This is a genomic window from Micromonospora parva, assembly GCF_040649675.1.
Classification (GTDB): Bacteria; Actinomycetota; Actinomycetes; order Mycobacteriales; family Micromonosporaceae; genus Micromonospora; species Micromonospora parva.
Genome location: NZ_JBEZFX010000010.1, coordinates 193,704 through 205,842, shown reverse-complemented (window position 1 = coordinate 205,842; position 12,139 = coordinate 193,704). Strand labels below are relative to the sequence as shown.

Annotated in this window: 12 protein-coding genes; 5 read left to right on the top strand and 7 right to left on the bottom strand. The window is 70.8% G+C overall.

The window, feature by feature from the left end:
* Nucleotides 1-18: 18 nt before the first annotated feature.
* From AB0C03_RS25035 to AB0C03_RS25015, 5 genes are all read left to right on the top strand, one after another.
* Nucleotides 19-780, top strand: coding sequence for an IclR family transcriptional regulator (locus tag AB0C03_RS25035; RefSeq protein WP_030330725.1), 762 nt, complete (start codon nt 19-21; stop codon nt 778-780).
* A 113-nt stretch (nt 781-893) separates the two neighbouring features.
* The gene (locus tag AB0C03_RS25030) at nt 894-1,820 is read left to right on the top strand and encodes an SDR family oxidoreductase (protein WP_357639127.1); all 927 of its coding nucleotides are present in this window, start codon (nt 894-896) and stop codon (nt 1,818-1,820) included.
* A 35-nt stretch (nt 1,821-1,855) separates the two neighbouring features.
* Nucleotides 1,856-2,740, top strand: a complete 885-nt coding sequence (locus tag AB0C03_RS25025) for an amidohydrolase family protein (RefSeq protein WP_357639124.1) — start codon at nt 1,856-1,858, stop codon at nt 2,738-2,740.
* Nucleotides 2,741-2,757: 17 nt separating this feature from the next.
* Nucleotides 2,758-3,210 carry a MaoC family dehydratase gene (locus AB0C03_RS25020; RefSeq protein WP_210864516.1) on the top strand — a complete coding sequence of 151 codons (453 nt, stop codon included), beginning with the start codon at nt 2,758-2,760 and terminating at the stop codon, nt 3,208-3,210.
* Between the two features lie 59 nt (nt 3,211-3,269).
* Complete coding sequence (locus AB0C03_RS25015; RefSeq protein WP_357639122.1) at nt 3,270-4,790, top strand: acyl-CoA synthetase; 1,521 nt, start codon at nt 3,270-3,272, stop codon at nt 4,788-4,790.
* On the opposite strand, the gene AB0C03_RS25010 is transcribed toward AB0C03_RS25015, so the two are convergent.
* The 7 genes from AB0C03_RS25010 to AB0C03_RS24980 all read right to left on the bottom strand — a co-directional run bounded on the left by AB0C03_RS25010 (nt 4,714) and on the right by AB0C03_RS24980 (nt 11,971).
* Entirely contained in the window at nt 4,714-5,601 is an 888-nt protein-coding gene (locus tag AB0C03_RS25010; RefSeq protein WP_036411154.1) for a PaaX family transcriptional regulator, read from the bottom strand. The two genes, AB0C03_RS25015 and AB0C03_RS25010, sit on opposite strands and share 77 nt — an antisense overlap.
* Before the next feature lie 51 nt (nt 5,602-5,652).
* A complete protein-coding gene (locus AB0C03_RS25005; protein WP_030330711.1) occupies nt 5,653-6,453 on the bottom strand; it encodes an ABC transporter ATP-binding protein in 801 nt (266 codons plus the stop codon).
* Entirely contained in the window at nt 6,446-7,270 is an 825-nt protein-coding gene (locus AB0C03_RS25000; protein ID WP_357639118.1) for an ABC transporter permease, read from the bottom strand. The genes AB0C03_RS25005 and AB0C03_RS25000 overlap by 8 nt, the downstream gene beginning before the upstream one ends.
* On the bottom strand, nt 7,267-8,067 hold the full coding sequence (locus AB0C03_RS24995; RefSeq protein ID WP_051708302.1) for an ABC transporter permease: 801 nt from the start codon (nt 8,065-8,067) through the stop codon (nt 7,267-7,269). The genes AB0C03_RS25000 and AB0C03_RS24995 overlap by 4 nt, the downstream gene beginning before the upstream one ends.
* 72 nt (nt 8,068-8,139) lie before the next feature.
* A complete protein-coding gene (locus AB0C03_RS24990) occupies nt 8,140-9,114 on the bottom strand; it encodes an ABC transporter substrate-binding protein (RefSeq protein WP_357639115.1) in 975 nt (324 codons plus the stop codon).
* 197 nt (nt 9,115-9,311) lie between these two features.
* Complete coding sequence (gene pobA / locus AB0C03_RS24985; RefSeq protein WP_357639113.1) at nt 9,312-10,493, bottom strand: 4-hydroxybenzoate 3-monooxygenase; 1,182 nt, start codon at nt 10,491-10,493, stop codon at nt 9,312-9,314.
* Between the two features lie 17 nt (nt 10,494-10,510).
* Nucleotides 10,511-11,971: a benzaldehyde dehydrogenase gene (locus AB0C03_RS24980; RefSeq protein ID WP_210864512.1), complete on the bottom strand. Its 1,461-nt coding sequence runs from the start codon at nt 11,969-11,971 to the stop codon at nt 10,511-10,513.
* Nucleotides 11,972-12,139 lie beyond the last annotated feature (168 nt).

Here is a 12,139-nt window from a genome sequence, read left to right as displayed (position 1 = left end):
GGCGGGGATGATGACGGGGTGCGCGCAGAGCCGGGGCGGTCGGTGACGAGCAAGGTGCTGGCGCTGCTCGACGCGTTCAGCCCGGCTACTCCGGCGTTGACCCTGAGCGAGTTGGCGCGGCGCACCGGGATGCCACTGCCCACCGTGTACCGGCGGGCCGCGGAGCTGGTCGCGTGGGGGGCGCTGGAGCGCGGCGACGACGGCCGGTACCGGATCGGTCTGCGGCTGTGGGAGGTGGGTTCGCTCGCTCCGCGGGGCCTGGGGCTGCGGGAGCTGGCCCTGCCGGTGATGGAGGACCTGTACGAGGTGACCCACGAGAACGTCCAGTTGGCCGTGCGGCAGGGCCTCGAACTCGTCTTCATCGAACGGATCGCCGGGCGGCACGCGGTGCCCGTGCTCACCCGGGTGGGGGGTCGCTTCGCGTTGCACGCCACCGGGGTCGGGTTGGTCCTGCTCGCCCACGCGCCCGCCGAGGTGCAGGAGCAGGTGCTGGCCGCGCCGCTGGAGCGATACACCGAACTGACCATCACCGACCCCCGGCGGCTGCGCCGCTGCCTCGCCGAGGTGCGCCGGGCCGGGTACGCGGTCAGCGACCGTCAGGTCACCATGGACGCCCTGTCGGTGGCCGCGCCGATCCGCGTACCGGAGGGTGTGGTGGCGGCGATCTCACTGGTGGTCGCCCACGACCGAGCCGACCCGGTGGCGCTGGCCCCGCTGGTACAGGCCGCCGGCCGGGTGGTCTCCCGGGCGCTGAACAACGCCACCGGCCCTGCCGTCTGATGTAGACAGACTGCAAATCGTTGACGCCCGGTCAAATTCTGCATTACGTTGCCGGTGCGCGTGTTACTCCCCACCTTCGTGCGCGGATCGGCATCGACGAAAGGGAGCACCTCATGGCACTGGACGGCAAAGTCGCCATCGTCACCGGCGCCGGACGGGGTCTCGGCCTCGCCTACGCGCAGGAGTTGGCGCGCCACGGCGCCTCGATCGTGGTCAACGACGTCGACGCCGAGGCCACCGCCGAGGCCGTGGCGGCGATCGAGGCGTCCGGCGGCCGGGCCGTCGCGGTGGTCGCACCGGTCGGCCCGACCGAGACCGCGAAGGAACTCGTCAGCACGGCCGTCGAGCGCTTCGGGCGGCTGGACATCCTCGTCACCAACGCCGGCGTGCTGCGCGACACGGTGCTGTGGAAGATGAGCGACGACGACTTCGACACCGTCATCAACGTGCACCTGCGCGGCACGTTCACCACCGTGCGCGAGGCGGTGCGGCACATGCGGCAGGCCGGCGAGGGCGGGCGGATCATCTGCGTCGGGTCACCCACCGGGCAGCGCGGCACCTTCGGCCAGACCAACTACGCCGCCGCCAAGGCGGGCATCGTCGGCATGGTCCGTACGTGGGCGCTCGAACTCCAGCGGGCCGGCATCACCGCCAACGCCGTCGTACCGGTCGCGGCGACAACGATGACCGCCACCGTCCCCTACTTCGCCGCGGCGGTGCGGGCCGAGGCGAACGGCGAGCCGATGCCCGCGTTCTTCCGGCACGAGCTGGGGTTCGGCACGGCGGACGACGCGGCCGGGCTCGTCGCGTTCCTCGGCTCCGACGCGGCGGCCTCGGTGACCGGGCAGGTGATCGGGGTCGGCGGCGACCGCCTGCAGATCTGGACCCACCCCGAGGCCGCGCTGACCGCGCACCGCGAGGGCGGCTGGACGTACGACGCGCTCGTGCAGGCCTGGCCGACGACGTTCGCGGGTTCCGCGCAGAGCGTCGGTGAACGCTTCCCGAAACTCCCCGAGGAGTTCGCGCCCCCGACATCCTGACCGGCCCGAACAGCCCCGCCGACGGAGGTGGCCCGATGTACCAGTCCGCGATCGACCTCGACGACGTCACGGCGATCGACATGCACGTGCACATCGAGGTCGACGACCACGGGCACACCTCACTGCCCGAGCCGCTCGTGGCGGCGGCGTCGGCGTACTTCAAGACGGACGGCCCACGGCCCGCTGTCGACGCGGTGGCACAGTACTACCGCGAGCGGCGGATGGTGGCCGTCGTCTTCACAGTGGACGCGCGTACCCAACTGAAGCACCAGCCGCTGTCGAGCACCGCCATCGCCCGCGCGGCGGCCGAGCACGCCGACGTGCTCATCCCGTTCGGGTCGGTCGACCCGCGTACCGGGGGAGCGGCAGTCGAGCTCGCCGACCGGCTGATCCGGGAGGAGGGGGTCCGGGGCTTCAAGTTCCACCCCACGGTGCAGGGCTTCGATCCCCGCCACGACGAGTACGCGCCACTGTGGGGCCTGCTGGAGCGGGCGGGGGTCCCGGCGCTCTTCCACACCGGGCAGACCGGCATCGGCGCGGGTACGCCGGGCGGTCACGGTCTGCGGCTCGGCCTGTCGAACCCGATGCTGCTCGACCCGATCGCCGCCGACTTCCCCCACCTGCAGATCATCATGGCGCACCCGTCGGTGCCCTGGCAGGACGAGGCGTTGTCGGTGGCCACGCACAAGCACAACACCTGGATCGACCTGTCCGGCTGGAGCCCGAAGTACTTCCCGGCCGAGTTGGTGCGCTACGCGAACTCGCTTCTGAAACGACGGGTGCTCTTCGGCACCGACTACCCGATGCTCACCCCCGACCGGTGGCTGCGCGACGTGCAGAGCACCGACCTCAAGCCGGACGTGCTCCCGGGCATCCTGAAGGACAACGCGGCCCGACTGCTGGGCCTTGCCGCCCGGTGACGACGAGAGGACATGCGATGACGACGACAATCACCTACGACCGGCTCGGCGACCTCGCCGGCACCGACCTCGGTCACACCGGCTACCGCACCGTCACCCAGGACCAGGTGGACCTCTTCGCCGACGCGACCGACGACCACCAGTGGATCCACGTCGACCCGGAACGCGCGAAGACCGGCCCGTTCGGCGCGCCGATCGCGCACGGCTTCCTCACCCTCTCCCTGGCGGTGCCCTTCTGGACCGAGTTGCTCGAGGTCAAGGGTGTGACCACGAAGGTGAACTACGGCCTCGACAAGGTGCGTTTCCCCGCACCGGTGGTGGTCGGGGCGCGGGTGCGGATGCGGGCCACCGTCGCCGAGGTGGTCGAGGTTCCCGGCGGCTACCAGCTCACTGTCGACCAGACGATCGAGATCGCGGGCGGGAGCAAGCCGGCGGTCGTCGCGCGAGGGCTGTACCGCTTCTACGCCTGAGCCCGGGGGCGACCGTCGAGCCGGGCGAGCACACCACCTCCACCCCCGGGAGAATGATGATGCAGCAGCACGGAATCGGCGCCTGGGTGGCCAGGCGCCGGCTCAAGTCCCCGGACCAGATCGCGATCATCCACGACCGTTCGCCGCTGACCTACGGACAGTTCGCCGACGCCACGGACCGGATCTCGGCGGTGCTGCGGGAGCGGGGCGTCGGCAAGAGCGACCGCGTCGCCTACCTGGGCGAGAACAGCCCCGAACTGCTCCAGGTGATGTTCGCGGCGGCGCAGGTCGGTGCCGTCTTCGTCCCGATCAACACGCGGCTCGCCGCCCCCGAGATCGCCTACGTCCTCGCCGACTGCGGCGCGCGGGTGCTGATCCACGACCCGGACTTCGCGGTGCCGGTGGCCGCCGCCGTGTCGGCCGCCCGGACCCCGTACGTCATCGTCAACGGCGACGGCACCGCGGACCGACCCGGGCTGGCGTACCTGACCCGGGCGGCCGCCGGCCTCACCGACCATGCCGACACCACCCACGAGGATCCGGCGGCGATCGTCTACACCTCGGGCACGACCGGCCGGGCCAAGGGCGCGGTGCTGACCCACGGCAACCTCACCTGGGTGGCGCTCAACTGCGTGGTCGACTACGACGTCGTCTCCACCGACGTCGCGCTCATGATCTCGCCGCTGTTCCACGTCGCCTCGCTCGGGATGGGCGCCCTGCCGGTGATCCTCAAGGGCGCCACGATGGTCATCGAGAAGGGCTTCGAGCCGGGGCGCGCGCTCGCGCAGATCGAGCGGTACGGGGTCACCATGCTCAGCGGCGTACCCACCACCTACCAGCTGATGGCCGACCACCCCGCCTGGGCGTCGACCGACCTGTCGACGTTGACGAAGCTCACCTGCGGAGGTTCGGCGGTGCCGGCCCGGATCCTCAACGCGTACGAGGCGCGGGGTCTGTCGTTCTCGCAGGGTTACGGCATGACCGAGGCCGCGCCGGGGGCCACCGCGCTGCCGCCGGCGATGACCCGCGTCAAGCAGGGCAGTGTCGGCCTGCCGCACTTCTTCACCGACGTGCGGATCACCGACGCGGCCGGCGCGGTGGTGCCCACCGGCGTCGTCGGTGAGATCGAGGTCGCCGGACCCAACGTCTTCCCCGGCTACCACGGGCTCGCGGAGGCGACCGCCGAGGCGTTCACCGCCGACGGGTGGTTCCGCTCCGGCGACCTCGGCCACCTGGACGCCGACGGCTACCTCTACATCACCGGCCGCCTCAAGGACATGATCATTTCGGGGGGCGAGAACATCTACCCGCTCGAACTCGAGCAACTGCTCACCGAGGTCGACGGGGTCACCTCGGCGGCGGTCATCGGCGTACCGGACGAGCGTTGGGGGGAGGTGCCGTGGGCGATAGTGACAGTACGGGAGGGCGCGTCAGTGGACACCGCCACCATCCGGGCTCACCTCGACGGCAGGATCGCGCGCTACAAGCTGCCGAAGAACGTCGTCATCGTGGACGAGCTGCCGCGGACGGCGTCGGGGAAGGTGCGGAAGGCCGATCTGCGGGCCCGATTCGGCGCCTAGCCGCGGGCCGGGCCGCGACGAGGTCGGCGAACTCCGCCGCGGACGCCCCGGCCAGCTTCTCGTGCATCCGGCGGTAGGTCTCCACCGACCTGGTGGCGGGCCACTGCGCGTCCATGAACTCGGCGGGCAGCCTCGGATCGGCGCGCAGCAGCGCAAGCCAGTCCGCCACCAGCATCGTCCGTACGGTGAGGGCGCTCGGCGCCAGCGTCGCCGCGGACGGGTCGTCCCACACATCGATGAAGGCGAGGTGGGCGCGCCGGATCGCCTCGATGTCCCACGCCGCGCGGACGCTCTCGCCGATCGGGAACCCGGCGAGTTCGCGGGCGTGGAAGGCGACCACGGTGTTGGGTGCGAGGTCCTGGCGCAGCGGCTCCAACGACCCGGCGAGGTCGACCTCGCCGGGCGCGAGCCAGAGCCCGTCGCGGATCGGCGCGAAGCCCTCCCAGGTGAGGGTGGAGCGCAGCCGGTGCCGCAGCATCCGCTGGCCCTCCGGGATCGAGAAGGTGACCAGGGTCCAGCCGCTGCCCTGCGGGTCGAACGGCCGGGGGCCGCGAACGCGGTCCTTCGCCTCGCGCAACACCGCCGCGCCGTGTTCGGTCAGCGAGAACAGCGTCTCCCGGCCGCTGCGGCTACGGGCGAGGATGCCGCTGTGCACGAGCCGGTCGAGGGTCGCGCGGGTGGCCGGCGCGGCCACGTCCGCACCCTCCAGCACGGTGATCAGGACGCTCGCCCGGATCGGCCCGGTGTCACCGTCGACGACGTGCTCGCCGAAGAAGGCGAGCAACAACTGCTTCGGCTGACGACTACCCACAGCCCTTCCCTTCGGCGAACTCGTTGACCTGGCCGTCGGTCACGGCGCGGATCACGGGGCCACCGCCTGCCCGCGCTTGGCCCGCTGGATCTGGTCGTAGACGTGCGTCCGCAGTTGCGTGAAACGGGGCAGGGCGCGGGTCGTGATCTGATCGCGCTCCGGCGGCAGGTCGATCGCGAGGTCCTCCTGGACCCAGGTCGGCGACGTGGACAATACTAGAACCCGCTGACCGAGATACACCGACTCGTCGATGTCGTGGGTGACGAAGACAACTGAGATGCTGCGGCTGGCGTGCAGCTCCCGCACCAGGTCCTCCAGGTCGGCCCGGGTCTGCGCGTCCACAGCGGCGAACGGTTCATCCATGATCAGGACGTCGGGCTGGTAGGCGATCGCCCGCGCGATCGCCACCCGCTGTTGCATCCCCCCGGAGAGCTGCCACGGGTGGCTGCGTGCGGCGTGCGCGAGGCCCACCGCCTCAAGGGCGTCGACGACCAGCCTGCTCCGGGCCGCGCGGGTCAGCTTCTTGTGCCGCAACGGAAGCTCGACGTTGCCGCGCACGGTGAGCCAGGGGTAGAGGCTGCGTCCGTACTCCTGGAACACGACGGCCATCGCCGGGCTGGGCCCGGTCACCGGCGCGCCGTCCATCTCGACCACGCCGCTGGTGGGCCGCAGCAGGCCGGCCAGGCACTTCAGCAGGGTGGTCTTGCCGCACCCGGACGGCCCGACGACGCAGATGAGCTCACCGGCGTCCATCGTGAAACTGATGTCCCCGATCGCCTCGACGTCGCCGGTCGCGGACTCGTAGACCTTCCGCAGGTGCTCCACCCGCAGCAGGGTGCGCCGGTCAGACACGGTTGACCTCCCTGATTCCGTGGTACCAGCGCAGCACGCGCCGTTCGACGAGACCGAAAGCGACGGCGAGGAAGACGCCGACGAGACCGAGCAGGAGGATGCCGCTCCACATCTCGGCGATCAGGTAGTTGCGCTGGAAGTAGGCGATCCGGTAGCCGAGGCCGGACGACGAGGCGAACATCTCGGAGATGACCATCAGGATCAGCGCCACCGAGAGGGCCTGGCGGACCCCGACCATGATCCGTGGGCTGGCGGCCGGGAGCACCAGGAACCAGAGCCGCTCCCACCGGGAGACCTGGAACGATCTCGCGGTCTCCTTCATGACGCTGTCAGTGCCCCGGACACCCTCGATGGTGTTCAACAGGATCGGCCACACCGCGCCGGAGACGATCACGACCACCTTCATGGTGTCCGTGATCCCGAGCAGGAGCATGGCCACCGGGATCAGCACCGGTGGCGGGATGGCCCGGAGGAACTCCAGCAACGGTTCGAGGAGGTCCCGCAACCACTGGGTCAGGCCGATGACGGTGCCGGCGGCGATGCCGAGCACGATCGACGCGGCGATGCCGAGGCCGAGTCGGGCGAGGCTCGGCAGCACGTCCTCGACGAACGCCGGCCCGACCCAGGTCTGCCGGAAGGCCTCGGCGATCGTCAGCGGGTCGGGGAAGAACGTGCTCGTCGCCCTCGTCGCCACCACACCCCAGAGCACCAGGAGCAGAATCGGCAGCCCCAACGGGTACGCGAGGCCCGCCGCGATCCGGGACCCGACCGTCCGACCGCGCCGCGTGGCGGCGATCCGCCCGGTGTACGCGGTCACAACGGCTCCTCCCCTCGTACCGACTGGTGCCACGACAGCACCCGACGCTCGACGAACCGGAAGACGATGTTCACCGTGAGGCCGAGCAGGCCGGTGACCACGACCAGCGCGTACAGGCCGGGGGCGTCGCCGGCGGACCGGGACAGTTCGATCATGCGCCCGAGGCCGGGGTTGCCGATCACCATCTCCGCGGTGATGGCGAGGATGAGCGCGACCGCCGCCGCGAGCCGCAGCCCGGTCATGAGGTACGGCAGGGTGGTCGGCAGGACCAGGTGCGACAGTTGCTCCCGCCGGGTCAGGCCGAAACTGCGGGCGGTGTCGCGGGCCACCGCGTCGACGTCGGCGACACCGTAGATCACCTGCACGAACACCTGCCAGAACGACGCGTAGATGATGATGACGAGGGCCGCCTGCCGCTGGATGCCGAACATCAGCACGGCGAGCGGGATGAGGGCGACCGACGGGATCGGCCGCAGGAACTCGACCATCGTGTGGGTCGCGCGCCGCAGGAAGGGCACCAGCCCGACGACGGTGCCGAGGACGACGGCGGCGATTGTCGCCACCGTCAGGCCGATCGCCCAGGACGTCATGGTGCTGCCCAGCCGCCGCCAGAACGCGAGGTCGACGAGCTGCTCGAACAGCCGCGCCAGCACGTCCGTCACGTACGGCAGGTACAACGGGTTGATCAGGCCCAACGTCGGGATCAGTTGCCAGATGAGGAGGAAGCCGGTCAGGCCGACGACGCCCAGCATCGCCCTGCGCAACGCGCGCAGTCGTCGGGTGGAGGGAACGCGCATGTCACTCCCGTCGTCAGGCGGTGCGGCGAGGCCCTCCCCGCACCGGGGCCGGGGAGGGCGGGATCGCGCCGGCTACTGCTGCTGGATGAGACGGTCGAGGTTGGGTTGCTTGTCGAGCACCTTGTACTTCAGGGCGAGTTCGGCGAGCGTCTGCAGGCTCTGCCGGTCGACGTCCCAACCGAACTCCGGCAGCCGCACCGAGTCGGCCACCGGTGGCGGCAGCTCCAGGTTGTCCTTGATGGCCTGCCGCAGTGCCGCCTCGTTGGCGGGGTCCTTGGCCCACTCCAGCGTCTTCTTCATCGCCGCCGTGAAGTCCTCGACCAGCTTGGCGTCCTTCCCGGTGCGTTCCTTGGTGGTGATGGTGGTGAGCGTGGTCAGGCCGGGCACCACCGCCTGGTAGGGCGCGACGACGAAGGTGTCGCCGCGGCCCTTGAGCTGCGTCACGAACGGTTCCGGCACCCAGGCGGCGTCGATGTTTCCGGATTCGAGTTGGGCCGGGGCGTCCGGGAACGCGACCTCGACGAACTTGATCGTCGACGGATCGCCGCCGTCCTTCTCGACCGCCGCCATGATCGTCACGTCGCCGGCGGCGCCCAGGCTGTTGACCGAGACCCGTTTGCCGGCGAGGTCGGCCGGGCGCTTGATGCCGGACTTCGCCGAGGCCACCACGGCGTTGATGTCGTCGCCGTCGGCGTACGAGGAGGCGTAGTTGCCGATGATGACGACACCGAGGTCGCGCAGGTCGGCCCGGAACGGGCCGAACGGCTGGCCGATCGCGAAGTCGATGTCGCCGTTCATGAGCGCGGGAATGGCCTGCGCGCCGCCCTGGGCGGGCAGCACCTCGACCTGGAGGCCGCGTTCGGCGAAGAGGCCCGCCTTGATGCCACCCCACAGCGCGGCGGTCTCGGTGATGGGCAGCGCCGCGACCCGGACCGGGCGCAGGTCGCCGGAGTCCTGATCGGACGGTGTGGACGCGTCGGAGTCGGTACATCCGGTGAGGGCGATCGCGGTAGCGGCGATCAGCCCGAGAGCCATGACCTTCTTCATTGACGAGGCCCTTCCTGGGCGGGGGTGGTGGGTGCGTCGGAAGTCGGCGGATGCCTCGGATCTGCAGGTGAACTACCGCTGCGTGGGGGCGCACGCCGCTGTGGTGGCCATGGTCAGTCACGCCGGCATCGAAAGTCAATAATTTCTGACGCCCGTCATGGATAAGTTGAACAACGCGACGTCACGCCGGCTCCCGTTCACACCTCGGGCAGGCCCACGTAGTTCTCCGACAGGCTCCTGGCGTACGCCTCGGAGGTGGTGACATACCTCAGCGTGGCGATCTGCAGCTTCGACTCGTACGGGTCGTCGCGCTCCAGCCGGTGCAGCATGGAGGTCATCCACCAGGAGAAGTGCTGGGCCCGCCAGACCCGGCGCAACGCCGTGGCCGAGTAGCCGTCCAGCAGATCGGTGCGGCCCTCGTCGTACCACGCGGCGAACGCGTCACCGAGCAGCGCGACGTCGGCGAGAGCCAGGTTCATTCCCTTGGCGCCGGTCGGTGGGACGATGTGGACGGCGTCCCCGGCCAGGAACAGCCGCTCCCACCGCATCGGCTCGACCACGAAACTGCGCATTGGCGTGATGGACTTCTCCAGGATCGGCCCCTCGTTGAGTGACCACCCCGGCACCGTCTCCAACCGGGTCCGCAGCTCCGCCCAGATCCGCTCGTCCGGCCACGCGGCGATGTCCTCGTCCGGTGCGACCTGCAGATACAGCCGGGAGATCTCGGGGGAGCGCATGCTGTAGAGGGCGAAACCACGCTCGTGGTTGGCGTAGATGAGCTCGTCCACGGCTGGCGGCGCGGCGGCGAGGATACCCAACCAGGCGAAGGGGTACGCTCGCTCGTAGGTGGTCAGCACACCCTCGGGCACCGCGCCCCGGCTCACCCCGTGGAACCCGTCGCAGCCGGCCACGAAGTCGCAGCGCAGCTCCTCGTCGTGCCCGTCGCGTCGAAAGTGGACCACCGGCGAGTCCGAGTCGAGACCGTCCAGACGTACCGCGTCGGCCTCGAAGAGAATCGAGCCACCGGCCGCGAGCCGGGCGGCGATCAGGTCCTTGACCACCTCCTGCTGCCCGTAGACGGTGATCGCCCGCCCGGTCAGGTCCGCCATCGGCACCCGGTGCGACTCCCCGGCGAAGCGCAGCTCGATGCCCTCGTGACGCAGTCCCTCCCGGCGCAGCCGTTCACCCACACCGCTGCGACAGAGCAGGTCGACCGAGCCCTGTTCGAGCACGCCCGCCCGGAGCCGGTGCTCGACGTGGTCGCGGCTGCGGCTCTCCAGCACCACGGACTCGATGCCGCGCAGGTGCAGCAGGTGCGACAGCATCAGCCCCGCCGGTCCCGCGCCGACGATGCCGACCTGGGTACGCATCTCCGGCATGCTCCTCTCCTCCGGTGTCAGAACGGGTAGCGCGTGATGGTGCCCTGCACGGTGAGCCACTGGGTCTCGGTGAACGCCTCGACGTTCGCCGCCGGCCCGCCGAACCGCGAGCCGGTGCCGGAGGCTCCCACCCCACCGAACGGCGCCACCGCCTCGTCGCTCACCGTCTGGTCGTTGATGTGCACGATTCCGCTGGGGATCCGGTCGGCGAGCGCCATCGCCTTCATCACGTCGCGGCTCAGGATGCCCAGTGACAGGCCGTACTCGGTCTGCCGGGCCAACTCCACCGCCTCGTCCTGGTCGGTGAACGTGATCACCGGCGCGACCGGGCCGAAGACCTCCTGGGCGTACGCCGGGGTCGCGGGGGTGACGTCGGTGAGCACCGTCGGCCGGTAGAACAGCCCCTCGTACGTGCCCCCGGCCGCCAGCCGGGCGCCCGCGTCGACGCTTGCCGTGACCAGTGCGTGGATCTTGTCGCGCTGGTGCTCGTCGATGATCGGTCCGAGCGCCACCTGCTCCTTCGCCGGGTCGCCGACGGGCAGGTGGTTCGCCTTCTCCGCCAGCCGCTCGACGTACCGTTCGGACAGGCTCTCGTGCACCAGGTGCCGGCCGGTGGTCATGCAGATCTGGCCCTGGTGCAGGAACGACCCCCAGGCTCCGGCGGAGACCGCGAGGTCCAGGTCGGCGTCGTCGAGCACGATCAGCGCCGAGTTGCCACCGAGTTCGAGGTGGGCGCGTTTGAGGTGGCGTGCCGCCGCCTCGCCGACCAGGCGACCGGCCGCAGTCGAGCCGGTGAAGCTGATCACCCGCACGTTCGGGTCGGCCACCAGCGCCTCGCCGACGTCGACCCCGCCGGGCAGGACGTGCAGCAGCCCGTCGGGCAGGCCGGCCTCCTCGAAGACCCGGGCGATCGAGATGCCACCGCAGACCGCCGTGCGCGGATCGGGCTTGAGCACCACCGCGTTGCCCAGCGCCAGGGCCGGGGCGACGGAGCGGGTGGCCAGGATGAGCGGGAAGTTGAATGGCGCGATGACTCCGACGACGCCGACGGGCAACCGGCGAGCCAGGCTGAGTCGCGGTTGGGCGCTCGGAATGATCTCGCCGAGCGGGTGCGAGGCCAGCGCCGCCGCCTCGTAGCACTCCTGCGCCGCGGTGTCGGTCTCCACGCCGGCCTTGGGTGCGATGGACCCGGCCTCCCGCACGATCCAGTCGCCGATCTCGGCGGCGTGCCGCTCGAACAGGTGCCCGGCCCGGCGCAGCACCGCGGCCCGCTCGGCGTATCCGGTGGCGGCCCAGGCGCGCTGGGCGGCGGCGGCGCGGGCGCAGGCGCGCGTCACGTCCTCGGCGTTCGCCACGCCCACCTGGGCGATCTCCTCGCCGGTGGCGGGGGACCGCACGGGCGCCGTGCCGCCGGCCGGTTCCACCCAGCCGTCGCTGTGCAGCGTGCCCTGCCAGGTCATGGCGTCCAGCAGTGTCATGGCGGTCCTCCTCGGAGCGTGGGGCCGGTGGGGTGGTGACGGGTGACCCGGTGGGCTCTCCGTTCGCGCGCAGGGGCCCAGACGTGTTCGCTGACCGAACGGGCGTTCTCTGTAAGAACGTTGGCACGTGGTCGGTCCCGCGTCAACGCATCGTCGACGGTGAGCGCC

Coding starts and splice junctions, on each gene's coding strand:
- AB0C03_RS25030 (WP_357639127.1), top strand. CDS start 894: ATGGCACTGGACGGCAAAGTCGCCATCGTCACCGGCGCCGGACGGGGT.
- AB0C03_RS25025 (WP_357639124.1), top strand. CDS start 1,856: ATGTACCAGTCCGCGATCGACCTCGACGACGTCACGGCGATCGACATG.
- AB0C03_RS25020 (WP_210864516.1), top strand. CDS start 2,758: ATGACGACGACAATCACCTACGACCGGCTCGGCGACCTCGCCGGCACC.
- AB0C03_RS25015 (WP_357639122.1), top strand. CDS start 3,270: ATGCAGCAGCACGGAATCGGCGCCTGGGTGGCCAGGCGCCGGCTCAAG.
- AB0C03_RS24995 (WP_051708302.1), bottom strand. CDS start 8,067: ATGCGCGTTCCCTCCACCCGACGACTGCGCGCGTTGCGCAGGGCGATG.
- AB0C03_RS24990 (WP_357639115.1), bottom strand. CDS start 9,114: ATGAAGAAGGTCATGGCTCTCGGGCTGATCGCCGCTACCGCGATCGCC.
- pobA (WP_357639113.1), bottom strand. CDS start 10,493: ATGCCGGAGATGCGTACCCAGGTCGGCATCGTCGGCGCGGGACCGGCG.
- AB0C03_RS24980 (WP_210864512.1), bottom strand. CDS start 11,971: ATGACACTGCTGGACGCCATGACCTGGCAGGGCACGCTGCACAGCGAC.